Raw genomic sequence first — 15,181 nt, 5'->3', positions numbered from 1 at the left:
GAGCAGTTGCATTATATTCCTGCAGAAGAGATACACTCAGGAAAAGTATTTGAAGATTTCAGGAAGAAAGATTGATACACATTGGGGCAGCGTGGAAACAGCAAAAGAAGTATTTCTTTGCGTAGAGCCGGAAGGATTATTGCTTCAGATAAAATGTCGGAATCTTTATATATAAGATGAGTTAAGGAAATAGAACTAACTGAAATTTCGTACGATTATATTAGCTTATCCGGCTATCGTAATATGTTGTTAAAAGTACTGGGGCCAATTTTTATTTTTTACCTTTTACTTATTTTTATTGAACATGTAATGTATTAAATAGCAAAGCTCCCATTTCATTAGCGTGTGCCAATGAAACACCAAAAATCAAAACCATGGGAAAGTATTGGACGATTTTCTTACTTTTTGTAACGATCTGTTTGAACGCACAAAAAAGGTTTAGTGTTACGGTAAATCTCCATCCGTCAATTAACCTGGAGAAGACAAGTTTTCACTACTATAATGGTATTATAGAAGTGCCTGTTCGTGTTGATAGTTTAAGCCATCTTGTGAATATTAGTGATGAGTATTACTCGGAAAATGCCATTCTCACCGTTCAGTATATTCCTACTCAGGAAACTTGGTACAGCGAGAGCTTTTTTGTTGATAGTAAGCCGGCTTCTATAGATTTTAAGTTTGATGAAAACGGAAAAGGCGCTAAATTCTTCGTAAAGAATATGACCAATGCTGTGAGTTTATATGATACAGCGCAGAATCGGCTCTATGGTAAACTAGTTAAGTTTATTGAAAAGGAAGCTATTCACATGCAAAAATCCTGGCAGTTGTATGGTGAACAATTCGGGCGGAATGATTCTGCTACAATTATATTAAAAGATGCAACAGAGCAATGGAACAGTAAAGCCATTTTGTTTTTTAAGTCTCATAGCCAGGAGTATTTTTCCTTTTGGTGGTTCAAAAAGCAAATCGTTGATCAGGCTGCTTACTGTTTTAGCAATGATACATCTTATTTCAGAAGGCTGATCAACGATTTCTTAGATACCTTTCCTGAGAAATATACGCATGGTCTTGAAGGGCAGCGCTTACTTGAGATTTTAAACAGAATGATTACGCCTAACCGAATTGCAATTGGCATGGTTGCCCCTTATTTTAAGCAGATAAATAAAAAAGTGAATGTCCTTTCAGGCATCAATGAAAAATACCTGTTAATGCACTTTTGGGCAACCTGGTGTATTCCTTGCAAAAAGCAAATTCCTATGCTACAGCGTGTAAAGAACAATGCGTCGCCCGGGAAGTTGGCCATTGTCAGCATTTGCCAGTTTTCAGACTCAATAGCTATGAAGAAGGACATTCGTTTACATCAATTGAACTGGAGAAATGTTTATGATAAGTATAATGAGATAGGGCGTTCATTTGATATTAGCTCTATACCATATTTAATATTAGTGGATCAGCAAGGTGTCGTTCAGTATATAGATTCGAATGATGATCCGGAAATAAGCGAAGAGCGGATTTTGAGTATAGTTAATGAAGCTGCTAACTTAAATTAAGATAATCTGGTACTTAGCTTAATACATGCTTAATTTTTCTGATGATAAAAAATTAATGTAGGTTTGACCTCATGAATTACAGAGCATTTAAAGAACAAAATATTTCAGAGATCGGATTAGGCACCTGGCAACTGGGAAGTGCAGATTGGGGAGTGGTAAACGAAGAGGAAGCTTTCTCCATTTTAAAAACCTATACCGATGCCGGCGGGAATTTTATTGATACCGCCGATGTATATGGTATGGGCATCAGTGAATCGCTGATAGGACGTTTTTTAAAAACGATCGACCATGACGTTTTTGTAGCAACCAAGCTGGGGCGGAGACAGGACAGCCCTAATGGGTGGCCTCAGAATTTTAGCTACGATTTGATGAGGCAGCATATAGAAAGTTCGCTGGAGAAGCTGGGCATGAGCTCACTTTTCTTAGAGCAACTGCATTGCATTCCTACTGAAGAGATGCGTTCTGGAAAAGTTTTTGATCATCTCCGGAAATTTAAAGAAGAGGGCCTGATACAATATTGGGGCGCCAGCGTGGAAACAGCAGAAGAAGCGCTTATTTGCATGGAGCAGGAAGGATTGGCATCGCTTCAGATCATCTTTAATCTTTTTCGTCAGCATATTGCCGAAGAGGTTTTTACAAAAGCGCGGGAAAAAAATATTGCTATTATTGTAAGAGTTCCCTTAGCCAGCGGCCTGCTAACGGGTAAGTTCAATGAGCAAACAACATTTGCGGGGAAAGATCACCGTAATTATAATGCGAACGGTGAGTCGTTTAATGCCGGAGAAACCTTTTCAGGTATCGAGTTTTCGAAGGGCGTGCAACTTGCAAGGCAAATAGGAGCTTTATTGCCCGACGAGAGGATGGCTCAATGGGCTTTACGATGGATTTTGGATCATCCGGAAATTACAACAGTAATACCGGGCGCTTCGAAAATATCACAGGTTATTAGTAATGTTAACGCATCTGGCTTACCTGCGCTTACACAAGAAACCCACCAGCAATTGAGGGCATTGTATGACGATCAGATAAAAGAACTGATCAGAGGTCATTATTAATCATTATCCGGTTGAAAGCTATCATAGCAGTCTTACATATGATCTTCCTGTCTTCCCTGGCTTCCAACTGTCAGGGCCAGGCCGGGAGGCTTTCAAAGCCGCCCGATTCAGATACGGTGCGGGTCTTAAAAGAATATGGTATCGATAGTGTGCTTCTTTCAACGAGCCGGCAACAAATGATTAATGGTTGCTGGAAAGAATTGCAATACCGGCGATTTGATAAATCAGGCAACCTGGAATTAGAAAGAACTACCCGGTACGAGTCGGGAAAAAATAATACCTGCGACTTTACGCCCTATATTGAGTATAACCGTGTTTACATAAATAGAAAATTATACAAGGAGTATTCCCGGCAGGCAGCCTGTGATGAATGTGACGTCGGTCCCTGTGGTGTGGAGAAGCATTACATGCCGTCGGGTAAAGCAATCTATCAACGAAATCATGGTAAATGTAATTTTAAGGCCGTAATACATAAGTCCTCTTAGAATTGCTTCACATCGATCCTTATGTCTTTGTTTTTATAATGAAAGATCAGGGGCGTATCCTGGTTTAGGTTGCCTACTGTTATTTCCTGGTTATTGTTGGTGATTTCGTAGCGGTCGTTACGAATTTGGATAAGGTAATGGCCCGCTGGTAATTTAAGCTGGAAATCGCCTTCGAAACTGGTTACTGTATGATAAGTTTTGCCGGTTTGTGTGTTTTGGGCGTATATTGTAATACCCGAGGCATCCTGCACCTGTATATCGTACTCAGCTTTAATTTCCCGGAGGGATCCATTCCTGATATAAGTTTTGATAACCGGTATAGCAATGGTTCCGTTATTCTCGATAAGAATGCTGTCGCCCGTAAGGATGTCAAGACGCTGATCATTTCTTTGAGCGGTAATATAGTAAGTAGCTGCCGGTACCTGGTTGAGTTTGATGCTGCCTTTGGAATCAGTTATCGCAACGGTTGTTTTGTTGAGCTGTACAATAGTTCCGGGCAGCAAAGGTTCCTTGCCGTTTCTCCTCCCGTTTTGATCATGATCTTCAAATACCTCCAGGATAATATTATTTTCATCACCGGTTGCAGAAGACCACCGGGTGAACGCTTTTTTAAGGCCAATGCTAAATTGAAAATTGTTGAATCCCGAACTGCTTCGATTGTTTTGAAAACTCGAGTAAGTAACATTGCCTGTAGCATACCAGTCACTACCTATTTTGTAAGATAGCAGCGCTGAACTGAAATAGTTCCGGCTTTTATAAGTGTTGATATAGTTATAACCGATATATGCATTACCCGACAATTTGCTGCCTGGTGAATTCAAATTATATCCCGTCGTTAAAGAGTAGTTTCTAAAGCGATCATTATCCCGTGCCATAATGACGTCGTAAACATTAGATGGATTAATACTGGCCATACCGTCTATATAAAACGGGCCTGTTCTGTAGTTAAGCAAAAGCCGGGTCGAATGAAAACTTCTATCAGTATCAATAATTTTACCGATCCCGTAGTCGATCGTAAAGTTCAGGGCATGTTTGCTATACAGTTTTGCAATATTCAGCTTGGTCCTGTAGGCTTCGTATTCCATTATACCAGGTAAAGCATATAGCTGGTAGTTATAATTAGGCGCCAGGGTAAATGTATACCCATTGACGGTTCTGCCATAACCGGTTTCCAGCTGGTGCGTAGTAAAATTGTTATTTACCTGGTACAAAAGAAAAGATGATGAATCATCCACGACAAATTGGGGTTTGTTTATCGACCCGCTGTAAAGGAAAAAGATATTACTACTGTTAGTGAACTGGTAGCGAACCAACTCATAGAGATTCAGCGCTCCTTTTCTCAGCCCCGCGTAATAAGGACTGCTGAAATAATTGTTGGATATGAAAGAAAATTGTTTCCGGGTAAGGCTGTAAGACAGGCCTAATGCCCCCCCGGGAAACTTCTTTCGCTGGTGTATGCCTTCGGTGGTACTGGCCCCTCCTTCAAGTAGTAAGGAGTGGATAGAGTCGTTTACAAGGGGGATATTAACGGTTGCCAGGTGGGATTGTACACCCGCGAAATTGTTCTGGTTAAAAACGTAGGAAGCATTCATCATAGTAGTAGCATTGACACTATGATTAAACCGGGTGCCAATGCTATAACCGGGATCAGAAAGATGTGCACCAGAACTGTACAGTAAAAAGCTATTGTTAGTGGCTAATATTTCTACCTGTGTTTTAGGCGTGATTTTATATTGAAATAAAGCACCTCTGCCTGCAATATTCATATCATAACCCTGTGCGTTGATATTACCCACACGGGAAAATGTTTTAGGAGTTTGAAAACTAAGCCAGGTATCGTAAAGATTCAGAAAGCGGTAATTGATAAAGTAATCAGCGGTAGCATTGAGCGCTATCATTTTGCCGGATCCCGCCTTTCGTTCTGTATTAGACCTGAACTGTATAAACTCATTCGTTTGATTCGACCGGTTGAATTGAAGTTCGAGGTAGTTCTTGTACATATTGCTACCTCCGCTATAGTTCATATTTCTTTTTTCAGCAAGCGTGCGAACAGGAATAACGGTACCAGATATAGCCTGTGTGCTTCCTGTTTCATGGGCCGTTACAGAAAGGCTGTAGTCGGGATAAAAAGCATTTTTTTTCCGGGTGAGCAGTCGTACCTGGATAAGCTTTCTTTCTTTAGGCGCCAGCGATACCAGCTCCTGCTGTGTTGCAGTAGTTAAAAATTCATCCGGCAGTAGTTGGAATTTTAAAGTAATATTTTTGGTTTCATATCCGGGATTTTCAACGAACAGGTTAATAAAGTTTTCACTTATGGAAGGGTTGAAATAGGCCTCACCCGACGACGTGCCAATTACCAAATAATTGGAAGCCGGGCGTACGATGTAGAAACTCGCTTTACTGATTTTTGTTGTGGCATTTTCAGTGTAATAAATATAGTATTCAATCTTTCGGACAGTTGAGCGCATTAGTGCGTTATCAGCGATCATTTTTATTTTTAGCAGTTGCTGTTGGTTAAAAGGTAAAGGTTCAGCATACTCAGGGGTGAATAAAATGCCGGGCAATAATTCAGCTGGTCGAATACTATCAATTTGAATCGTTTGTGTGCCTGTATTCTTTATCACAAGATCATTGGAGAAGCTTAATCCTGCTTCTATAGCAATGCTGTCCATTTTAAAAGCAGTAATAATGCCATGAGTATTTTGTCCTATTGCGTTCGTTAAAAACAATAAGGGTAATAAATAAAATACTATGGGTTTTAAAAAGCTCATAAATGCCTGTTACAAGCTGGTAAAGCTGTAAATAACAGTAAGAATATAAGGTGTTGTACCTGTTTGTTTACCCAGGAACTGCAAAGTTTGAGCAGCAGGAATCGTATACTTTATTGACAGTTGCCTGTTGATAACAGAACCCGCATTGTTAATGATCGCCTGTGATGTGGTGGAAAGAGTCCTGCTGGTTACAGCGGTTTCTCCGTTTCCGTTTTGAACCTGTACAATAGATGCGGGGATAGTGGTGGCAATGCTGCTGCGGGTGAAGTTAGCCGTGCCGCTCTTCACATAAACCTCGTAATTTTTATTATTGGTGATCAGCAGGTGATTGGGCATATTGACGCTCTTCGAGGTTTGATAATCAGCCAGGCTACCATAACTGAAATTGATATCTGGTGTTCCCTGTACCGCAATGCTGCTCAGCGGATCTGTCGTAATGGTAAAGGTAATTGTTTTCACGTCCGAAACGGAACTGCCGGAATTACGTGTTCTTAGGTCTATATTGAAAGTATAAGTGCCTGCTTTGAAAAGGTATTGAACCACATTTGCTGCGCTGATCCTGATGGTTAAGGGGATGGTGGAGATATTGCCTGCCGGTACCGGAAGCCCCGTTGTGTTCAATGCTGCATAGGTTGTAGACAGGGAAATGGTATTGAGCCCGGAGCCCAGTGCCTGTACTATGTTAACGGGAACTGTAGTGGAGGCGCCACCTCCATGTGGCGTGAAGGTAACCGGTCCCTGTGCTTTTATTTCTATAAACGCCGGTTGTGTATGTCCTACAGTAAAAGTGCTTAGGTTGAAATCAAGATCAGCGGCAGTTGTAAAAGAGCTGACGCTGGTGTAGTTTCTTGTAAAAGAAGTAGTGGCAGTAACCCATTTATTGATTGCCGGTATGCTGATGCTTACAGGTATAGATGCGGGTGTAATATACCGGTAGCCCACCAGTCCCAGGATACCCCTGTTAGGTTGGTTGTGAATTAAAGACACACCTGTATAAGTTCCTGCTATAAACCCGGTTGCAGACAAAGCAGCGGGTAGTATGCGATACTTCATGATGATGGCGCCGTAAGTGGCATTTGCAGTGGCAGATTCCGGAGTAAAAATAGTTTGCAGGGGGCCGCTCATCGGTGCTTCGGGAGCAAGGGTACCGGGTAGCCCGGCTGACCCGGGTGTTGCGCCACCCATGCTCACCAACTGGTAACGTATATTGCCAATAGCAAAGTTGTACGCACCATTAGTGAATAGCAGATTACTTCCGGTACCCATTTGTACAGATTCCAGTGCCGTAGTGCTATACCAGGCAGCATACAGTAACCCCGAAAGAGCGGGTACCGCCAGCTGCCCGGTTGTAATATTGCTGTTATACTCCTGGTGATTGATAACATTATTCTCAGTAAGGCTTAATACCACCTGCCCTTCAACAGAGAACGGCTGATACAGGAAGAAAGTTAATGCTATAATGACACGATTCGTATAAACCATCATGTTAGAATACCAGGTTTTTTTCTCCCACTTTTACATTGGAAGCATCACCTATGCGCAAAATTGAAACACCTTTAAAGGCACCTTTCAAATCTCCGGGTACATCAAAATAAATGATCTGGCTGGCGCCGGGCATCATGGATATAGCAACCGGCGCCAGCTTGCTTTCCTGTCCTGTGGTTTTATGAACAAACTCAAATTCTACCATTGCATCACTTATAATATTCCCTGTGTTTTTTACTTTAACAGCAATTCTTTTACCGGGAGCATTATTGGAGGACATTGTATCTATAGCCACAAAGTCGAGGTCTTCGGTTTTATTCGCCGCAGGTGTAAAATATACGTGCAGGGCAAACTCAAAAAGAACCTTTATGCCTACATTATTTTGCTTCACGTACCTGTCTTCCTGCCTGGCAATCTGCGTAAGCATTAACATCGAATTGCTGATAGAGTCATTTTTTAGATGCGACGGCACCTGCATGGTTGCCACCAACTCCTGTGAGCCACCGGGGAGAATGTTGATGACATTGGCTGATGTCTTTATCCAGCCTGCATTGCTTTTGCTGGTGCTGTTGGCGGGTAAATAAACCTTTTGTCCAATGGAATCCCGGTACCAGTCGTTTAGCGATACGTTAAAGGCAACGGCCTCCTTACCTGCATTCGTAATCACTATTGATTGCTTCTGAACGGAACCCGGCTCACCCGAAAAAAATAACCGGGTAGGGGATACGGTAATTCCCTGGCCGTAAAGACCAGGTGATAGACCAATCATCAGCAGGATGATTACTGCTGATGCGTATAAATTTTTAGGCATATTATAGGGCTTAATTTTGCCTCAATGAAAATAGGGCTATGAAAATATTAGGGCTGTGAAAACGTATAAACTACTACCTGTTGATACGTTCCCGAGGGTTTACCCAGTATGTCTGCCTGAGCTCTGGCCGCCGGGATCTGGTATTCAACATCGATTGTTTTAATACCTGGATCTACGCCACTTAAAATAACCTGTTCTACATCACTCAATGTTACTGTTGATGGCGTACCACTTCCTGGAGCTGTAGGCACAATGTCTACTACATTCACGGGTATTACGTTGGCAGGGGTAGTAGAATGTACAAAATTGGTACCCATTGCTTTTACTGTAACCTGGAAAGTTTTTGTAGCGGTTACCCTAAGGTGCCCTGGCTGGTTAACAGATTTAATAGCTGTATAAGATGCTGCGTCAGGATACTCAAACAAAACCTCGGCGCCCGCGCCGGGTGTTTGTCCTGCAGTGGTTCCGGCTCCGTTTTCTGTTGTGATAAAATCAGAAAGAACAATCTTAACATTGGTGGATGAGGTAGCCTGCGAAAAGGCAGAACCCGAAATGAGTACACCGGATAGGGCCAGTGCTGATAAAAGGATACACTTTTTCATTGTATTGCTTTTGTTTTAAAATTATTGAGGACTTATTGTATAAATAATTGTGTTGGAGTAAACACCTGAACCCGCTTTTACCAGGTACTCTTTAGTGTGTTCGGCCGGGATACTGTAACGTATATCAATAGCGTTTTTAAACAGGGGCTTACCTTCCGAGATAAGAGGTTGGTTCAGGGTGCTTAAATTGAGGACTTTTTCTATGGCGGTCCCGTTTAAGCTAAGGTCGGTATTAATGATCTCCAGCATTAATACCGAAGAAGGGAAGCTTTTCCTGCTCTGCTGGTTGTAAAATACCGGGAAAGCAGCACGGGCAAAAAGATTATAATCAACCGTGGAGGTAACCATCAGGTTCGACCTGATTTCTTTATTAATACCTGTTTCTATATCATTTTCATTATTGAGCTCTAAAGTAATGATCTGACCCTGTGTAGCAAGGTTGCTTACCTGGAAGAAGTCCCGTATCAGTACCTGCATATCGGCTTTAGCCTCTACGTGCTGAGACGCAGCTGGTAAAACAAACAACGCATAGAATATTACATGCAGAAGCTTAACCATCAGCATTAAAACTTAAAAAGCTATAATTCCAATTCGCTATTGACTACTATTAATTACTACAAACCGGTATTTCAAAAAAGGGACAGGTTAATTCAGGGGCTGTGTATTTTGAGGGCTTAATATGGGCTTGTTAATACAAAGTTAACCTACTAAATTGTCAAATAATATATTAATAGCGGTTTTTTTTAAATAAGATGTGACGAAAAAACGGACGCAACCCAGTAAAAGGTTTGATAATAAATCAACTAGTGGTGACAAATAAAAGATTTTAAAGTATTCTTCCGCGACATTTATTGATTTGCGACAAGCGGGTTGGCATGTTTTACAGGAAAAAAAAAGCTGGTATTGATAACACCAGCTTTCTCAATAAATATTTTATGCTTTTAATGCGCATGTACCAGCGTAGGGCGGCTCAGTTGCTTGAGGTAAGATACATGCGAAATCACCGCGTCTTTTACCTTTTTATATTCTATATACTGTACATCAAATTCTTTACAGGTAGCGGTAATGATCTTATTGATCCGTGGATAATGTATATGAGAGATCTTGGGGAATAAATGATGCTCCACCTGGAAATTTAAACCGCCCATAAACCAGCAGGCCAGCCTGTTTTTAGTGGCAAAATTAGCCGTCGTTTTAAGCTGGTGGATCGCCCATTCATCATCAATTTTATTAGTTTCAGCATTAGGTACAGGGAAATGTGTATGTTCCACCGTATGAGCCAGCTGGAAAACAATGCTCAAAACAAAACCGGCAAATAAAGCATAACTTACAAATCCGATTGCCCAGGGACCCACACCTACCATAGCAATGGGGATCACTACAAACAGGCAGATATGGAGCAGCTTAAAGCCCCAAAAAGTCAGGTGATCATTTGCCGTCATTTTCTTCAACGGAATATCGCCTACTTTTTTCGAGAAATATTTTTTATAATCAGAAACGAATATCCAGAACAGGTAAAGGAGCGAATAAGCAAACCAGAAATACAGGTGCTGATATTTGTGGAATTTATAATGTTTTTGAGTTTCGCATAGCCGTAAAAACGGTTTAGCATCCAGGTCATCGTCGATACCGTCGATATTGGTGTAGGCGTGGTGAATCACATTATGTTTCATTTTCCACATAAATGTATTCGCCCCCAGGAAGTTTAGCGATGACGCTGCTATAGTGTTCACCCAGGGCTTGCTGCTAAAGCTGCCATGAGCCCCGTCGTGCATAATATTAAACCCAATAGCCGAGGTAAAAAGGCTTAAAAGTAAGCACTCAAAAATTGCCCATCCTGCAGAAGGCGTAAAAAATATAACGTGTACGTATAATGCCAAAAAACCAACCACAAGAAACATAGCTTTGGAATACAGCCTGAAATTACCGGTACTGGGCTTTCCCTGCTGCTTAAAGTAGTCATTGATACGCGTTTTTAAAACCGTATGAAAAGAGGGCGGAGGTGGCGTAGCAAACTTCGGTACTGACATTCAATAATAATTTCTTGTTGTTTAAGGTTGCAAAGGTAACTATTTTTATGCCGTCAATAAGGTAAAAAAATGCAAAACTGACAACAATCAGGTTTCCTGTAAAATAAGTCCTTCCAGGTTGCTTAAGCCGATATGTTTTTGAGTAATATACGCCTCTGCGTACTTAACACCGATCCGTTTGCCCATCATGCGCATACGGGCCAAAAGACTCTCTTTAAAGTCGGGGGTAGAAATATAGGTTTGTGGTCCGCCCGCTTCGCTTTCAGATGTATGAAACTGAGTAATATAAGCGTCGATCGATCTCATTTTGGTCTCTACCACATCGCTTACATCTATCAATAAATCCGGCTCATGATACCAGTCCTGCATATACTGCAAAAAATAACGGGGACGCCATTTCTCCTGTGTATTACCTTCATCGTCAGTAGTTTCTATTTTGGCAAGCCCTGAAAGAAAACAGGCATCGCTGATCAGGTTGCCGGCTCTGCCATGGTCAGGGTGACGGTCTGTCAACACATTACCCAAAATAATATCCGGCCGGTATTTCCGTATGGTTTTTATTAACAGCAGCTGATGATCTTCGTCATTTTTGAAAAAGCCATCCCGCATTTTCAGGTTTTCGCGCACCGAAACACCCAGGATCCTGGCTGCTTCGGCAGCTTCTGTATAACGCGTTTCCACGGTACCCCGGGTGCCTAATTCTCCCTGTGTCAGGTCAACAATACCTGCTTTTTTTCCGCGTTGTATTTCTTTTAGCAGTGTACCTGCACAGCCTAATTCAACATCATCGGGGTGAACTCCAATTGCCAGAATGTCTAATTTCATGATGTACAGAACAGTTTTTTAATTCAAAAGTTTGACGGCGGCAGGCAAAAAACAATTTTAGATACCTATTTCAAGCTGAATCATTGCATTTAGACGATTTTCAAATGCATCATCCAGCTCTTCTGATTCACCCTCTCGGTCGTCGAGTCCGAGATACCCCTGTATCTTAAATTTATGTTTATTGAAGTAGTGGGAGTAACCTATAGCCTTGGTTCGTAGTAAATATTGGTAGGGGATCAATTGCTGGTGTGGTTTAACATAAGTGTATCGAGCTACTACTTCATCCTTTTTTGACACCATTTTACTTCCCTGGAAATTAATGGCAGTGCCTGCCGGCATGGTTAAAAAGATAAGCCGGTCATCGGGCCTTGTGGCAAAATCCGCAACCGAAAAATTGTCGACCTTACGGTCATAGTATTCTCCTAAAAACGCCCAGCCCCGATACTTTAGCACACCGTCGAGCATGATCGTCCGTATATCGGCTGCCAGCCTTTCGTCTTCGTTATATGCGCTAACCATAGGAGTTCCCAGCTGTCCTCCCGTGCGCGTTGTCTTGAAATTCTTAGTGTAAGTAAGTCCTATTGAAACTTTAGGAGTTTCTTCAAAATCCAGGTCGCCTTCAAAATAATCGCCCTTATTTTTAAAATAGCCGAAAGGCATATATTCAACACGACCCGTGTAAGCCAGCCCGTTATCGGTTTTTAATTGTCCGCGCCCCTCCCCGGTTGAAACTGCGGTCCGCAGCTGTATGATATGGTCCTTTAACTCAAAATCTCGATCTATAAAAATCCCGAAATCCCTATCCACCGTAAATTCTCCGTTGGCAATAGATCTATCGGGCATTTGCAACTCGCCAGATGAGTTCACCCGTTCCCGGTTACCGGGCAATTTGGTTTGCCCCAGTCCGAAAGACCAGTTTTGATTGGGTTTGTAATAAAAAACTGCATCTCTTACTATTTGTGGGGAGCCGCTTTCCAAATCCATATCACGGTTGGCAAAACTCAGTTGCAACCGGTATTCAAGCTTGGGCGATAGCAGATAACCTTCAAATCGCAGCCGCATTCTTCGCACGAGCGCCTCAAAACCGGGCTCATCTGCATTGTCTAGACGACTGAAATAGCCGGCCCTGAGCTGTGTACGGAAGCGAAATGTCATCAGGAAATCATCACCTTTCCGGAATTGAAGCCCTTTGTCATTAAAGGCCACTGTGGTTTTCTCCTGTTTGGATGTGTCGGCAACTACCTCCTGCGCATCGGCGTAGGAACTGAATAGAAGGCCACTGATCCATATTATCTTTTTATGAATTTTCATGGTGTGCAAAGAAACGAAAGATTGGTCATTGACGGGCTTGAACTGTTTGCAAAATTGATTTTGCAAACTTTTTATTATCTTTCGGTTGATTGTGTTGTCAAAGTTTATATATATGAAAAAAATACTGTTTTTTTTATTGTTGATTTTCAGCCTGTATGCACAGGCGCAGCCTTTAGTCGATCTGAATGCATTTAAGAGCAACGGGGCAGTGGTGAGTATAGATCAAAAACGGGTCACCATAAAATGGCCCGGCGGAGCATCTGCTTTCTCCCGGGTTGTGCTTGATCTTGAAAAAAATCAACCATTGTTTTACAGTATAGGCGAAGAAGAGAATGGGCGCTTTGTAGACATTGTGAAAGGGTTAGATCCCGCTTTTATATTGAGGCAGGGTACACGAACTTTGAGCCCCTCAAGCGGTAGCTGGGATGTATTCTTTGATAGAGTACCTAACAGACCTTACACAACCGAATTGGTACGGCTAGATAAATCTACCGCTAGTGTGCATACGATCGGGGCATCTACAGTGGTGAAAATTAATAAGGTGAATTCCAGGGATTTTTCGGGTCATATTGAGATTACGTTCTACAATGGAAGTCCTTTGTTTAATATAGCAGCCGTTATAGCAACCGATAAAGATTCAACAGCCATTTTATATGATGCCGGGCTGGTGAATAAAAAAGCATTGTGGAAAAATGTGGCCTGGTCGGATGTTAAAAATACGATGCTGAAAATGGAGCCTGCAGCGGGTACCCCGTCGACGGATGTAGAAGTGAAGTACCGCACGGTGATCGGCGAAAATGCAACAGGAAGCCTGGCTGTTTTTCCTGCCCCGCATCAATACTTCTATCCGCTGGATGAAGCATTCAATTTAAAATTTACCTGGTATGGGAAAAACTATTTAGATCTTGTACCTGATTTTGGAATCGGTATCCGGCAGGAGCCAACCGGGGACAGGAGGTTTGTGCCCTGGTTCAATGCGCCGCCTCAAACACAGCAGCGCTTGAATTTCTTTTGCCTGGCCAGCAGTAAAAATGCGAAAGCTACTTTAGAACTAGTGAAGCAATTCACCAATAATGATGTGTTTCCACAATTAGCCGGGCATAAAAGAATGGCCACCCATTTTCACAATGAGTTTATAATGGATGTGGTGTTGAGTGGTAAACCTGTTCCTGAAAAACCAGAGTTTGTGGATGTGCTGAAAAAGCATGGACTGGATATTGTAAAGCTCGCTGAGTTTCATGGCCCTGGCCATCCCAAAGGACCAGACTCAATAAGGTTGGTAGAGCTAAAAGCATTATTTGATCAAACCAAACGCTTGTCCGATAGCAGCTTTCTTTTGTTGCCAGGGGAAGAAGCCAATAATTTTTATGGAGGGCACTGGCTGGCATTTTTTCCTAAACCGGTTTATTGGATTATGTCGAGAAAAGAACAGGCCCCTTTTGAAACAAAAGATCCTCAATATGGTACCGTGTACCGGGTGGGTAACAAAGAAGAAATGCTGAAGCTGCTGGAGAAAGAAAAAGGACTGGCCTGGGTGGCGCATGCGCGTACCAAAGCTTCAACCGGCTACCCTGATAAATATAAGGACGAAGCTTTTTTTAAGTCAGATACCTACCTGGGTGCCGCCTGGAAGTCGATACCGGCGGATCTTTCATGGCCTAAGCTAAGTGAGCGGGTGTTAAAGCTGGTAGATGATATGGCCAACTGGGGACATAAAAAGCATGCGATTGCGGAGTCGGATATTTTCACCATTACCAATCAAAATGAAATGTATGCGCATTTAAATGTGATCTATTTAAAAATGAACAAACTGCCTGCTTATGAACAAGGCTGGCAATCCGTTTTGGATGCCATGCGTAATGGAAAATTTTTCGTTTCCACGGGCGAAGTGCTGATCCCCAACTTCACCATCAATGGGAAAGAATCGGGTGATGTATTAAAATTATCCGGTGCAAAAAAAGTAAATATTGACGCTGCCCTGCAATGGAATTTTCCTATGAATTTTGCAGAGATTGTTTCAGGAGATGGAGAAAAAGTGTACCGGGAACGCATCAACCTTAATCATACCACGGCTTTTGGTAAACAAAAATTTTCCTGGCCTGTAGATCTCACCGGAAAAAAATGGGTGCGCATCGAAGCCTGGGATATTGCAGCCAACGGGGCTTTTACGCCGATGATCTGGTTGGAATAAGGCAAATTCAAGGTTTAAAGTTTAAGGCTGGGGAAATACATCGAACCTTAAACCTTGAACTTTAAATC

Annotated in this window: 12 protein-coding genes; 4 read left to right on the top strand and 8 right to left on the bottom strand. The window is 42.1% G+C overall.

The features are described from left to right. The first annotated feature begins 374 nt into the window (after window positions 1-374). The 3 genes from U0035_RS07115 to U0035_RS07105 all read left to right on the top strand — a co-directional run bounded on the left by U0035_RS07115 (window position 375) and on the right by U0035_RS07105 (window position 3,087). Window positions 375-1,547 carry a TlpA family protein disulfide reductase gene (locus U0035_RS07115; protein WP_114789317.1) on the top strand — a complete coding sequence of 391 codons (1,173 nt, stop codon included), beginning with the start codon at window positions 375-377 and terminating at the stop codon, window positions 1,545-1,547. Window positions 1,548-1,618: 71 nt separating this feature from the next. Further along, window positions 1,619-2,602 carry an aldo/keto reductase gene (locus U0035_RS07110; protein ID WP_114789316.1) on the top strand — a complete coding sequence of 328 codons (984 nt, stop codon included), beginning with the start codon at window positions 1,619-1,621 and terminating at the stop codon, window positions 2,600-2,602. A gap of 11 nt (window positions 2,603-2,613) precedes the next feature. Beyond that, window positions 2,614-3,087, top strand: coding sequence for a hypothetical protein (locus U0035_RS07105; protein WP_162817752.1), 474 nt, complete (start codon window positions 2,614-2,616; stop codon window positions 3,085-3,087). On the opposite strand, the gene U0035_RS07100 is transcribed toward U0035_RS07105, so the two are convergent. The 8 genes from U0035_RS07100 to U0035_RS07065 all read right to left on the bottom strand — a co-directional run bounded on the left by U0035_RS07100 (window position 3,084) and on the right by U0035_RS07065 (window position 12,922). After that, window positions 3,084-5,858: a carboxypeptidase-like regulatory domain-containing protein gene (locus U0035_RS07100; RefSeq protein WP_114789314.1), complete on the bottom strand. Its 2,775-nt coding sequence runs from the start codon at window positions 5,856-5,858 to the stop codon at window positions 3,084-3,086. The genes U0035_RS07105 and U0035_RS07100 overlap by 4 nt on opposite strands. Before the next feature lie 9 nt (window positions 5,859-5,867). After that, window positions 5,868-7,343, bottom strand: a complete 1,476-nt coding sequence (locus U0035_RS07095; protein WP_114789313.1) for a hypothetical protein — start codon at window positions 7,341-7,343, stop codon at window positions 5,868-5,870. Between the two features lies 1 nt (window position 7,344). Next, window positions 7,345-8,154 (bottom strand): hypothetical protein, encoded by an 810-nt coding sequence (locus U0035_RS07090; RefSeq protein ID WP_114789312.1) that lies wholly within the window; start codon window positions 8,152-8,154, stop codon window positions 7,345-7,347. A 47-nt stretch (window positions 8,155-8,201) separates the two neighbouring features. Continuing rightward, a complete protein-coding gene (locus U0035_RS07085; RefSeq protein ID WP_114789311.1) occupies window positions 8,202-8,756 on the bottom strand; it encodes a peptidoglycan-binding protein LysM in 555 nt (184 codons plus the stop codon). A 21-nt stretch (window positions 8,757-8,777) separates the two neighbouring features. Beyond that, window positions 8,778-9,314 carry a hypothetical protein gene (locus U0035_RS07080; protein WP_162817751.1) on the bottom strand — a complete coding sequence of 179 codons (537 nt, stop codon included), beginning with the start codon at window positions 9,312-9,314 and terminating at the stop codon, window positions 8,778-8,780. 383 nt (window positions 9,315-9,697) lie between these two features. Beyond that, entirely contained in the window at window positions 9,698-10,786 is a 1,089-nt protein-coding gene (locus U0035_RS07075; protein ID WP_114789309.1) for a fatty acid desaturase family protein, read from the bottom strand. Between the two features lie 87 nt (window positions 10,787-10,873). Further along, entirely contained in the window at window positions 10,874-11,611 is a 738-nt protein-coding gene (gene bshB1, locus U0035_RS07070) for a bacillithiol biosynthesis deacetylase BshB1 (RefSeq protein ID WP_114789308.1), read from the bottom strand. A gap of 57 nt (window positions 11,612-11,668) precedes the next feature. After that, entirely contained in the window at window positions 11,669-12,922 is a 1,254-nt protein-coding gene (locus U0035_RS07065) for a porin (protein ID WP_162817750.1), read from the bottom strand. Between the two features lie 112 nt (window positions 12,923-13,034). On the opposite strand from U0035_RS07065, the gene U0035_RS07060 reads away from it, so the two are divergent. Next, entirely contained in the window at window positions 13,035-15,113 is a 2,079-nt protein-coding gene (locus U0035_RS07060; RefSeq protein WP_114789306.1) for a CehA/McbA family metallohydrolase domain-containing protein, read from the top strand. The last annotated feature ends 68 nt before the right edge of the window (window positions 15,114-15,181 follow it).

Source organism: Niabella yanshanensis (assembly GCF_034424215.1).
GTDB lineage: Bacteria > Bacteroidota > Bacteroidia > Chitinophagales > Chitinophagaceae > Niabella > Niabella yanshanensis.
Note: the sequence above shows the minus strand (reverse complement) of the source record. Positions and strands in the feature narration are given on the sequence as shown.

Bases quoted from the DNA above. Each gene is read 5' to 3' on its own strand.
- U0035_RS07080 (WP_162817751.1), bottom strand. From the start codon at position 9,314: ATGGTTAAGCTTCTGCATGTAATATTCTATGCGTTGTTTGTTTTACCA.
- U0035_RS07085 (WP_114789311.1), bottom strand. From the start codon at position 8,756: ATGAAAAAGTGTATCCTTTTATCAGCACTGGCCCTATCCGGTGTACTC.
- U0035_RS07100 (WP_114789314.1), bottom strand. From the start codon at position 5,858: ATGAGCTTTTTAAAACCCATAGTATTTTATTTATTACCCTTATTGTTT.
- U0035_RS07090 (WP_114789312.1), bottom strand. From the start codon at position 8,154: ATGCCTAAAAATTTATACGCATCAGCAGTAATCATCCTGCTGATGATT.
- U0035_RS07110 (WP_114789316.1), top strand. From the start codon at position 1,619: ATGAATTACAGAGCATTTAAAGAACAAAATATTTCAGAGATCGGATTA.
- U0035_RS07065 (WP_162817750.1), bottom strand. From the start codon at position 12,922: ATGAAAATTCATAAAAAGATAATATGGATCAGTGGCCTTCTATTCAGT.
- U0035_RS07060 (WP_114789306.1), top strand. From the start codon at position 13,035: ATGAAAAAAATACTGTTTTTTTTATTGTTGATTTTCAGCCTGTATGCA.
- U0035_RS07095 (WP_114789313.1), bottom strand. From the start codon at position 7,343: ATGATGGTTTATACGAATCGTGTCATTATAGCATTAACTTTCTTCCTG.
- bshB1 (WP_114789308.1), bottom strand. From the start codon at position 11,611: ATGAAATTAGACATTCTGGCAATTGGAGTTCACCCCGATGATGTTGAA.
- U0035_RS07115 (WP_114789317.1), top strand. From the start codon at position 375: ATGGGAAAGTATTGGACGATTTTCTTACTTTTTGTAACGATCTGTTTG.
- U0035_RS07075 (WP_114789309.1), bottom strand. From the start codon at position 10,786: ATGTCAGTACCGAAGTTTGCTACGCCACCTCCGCCCTCTTTTCATACG.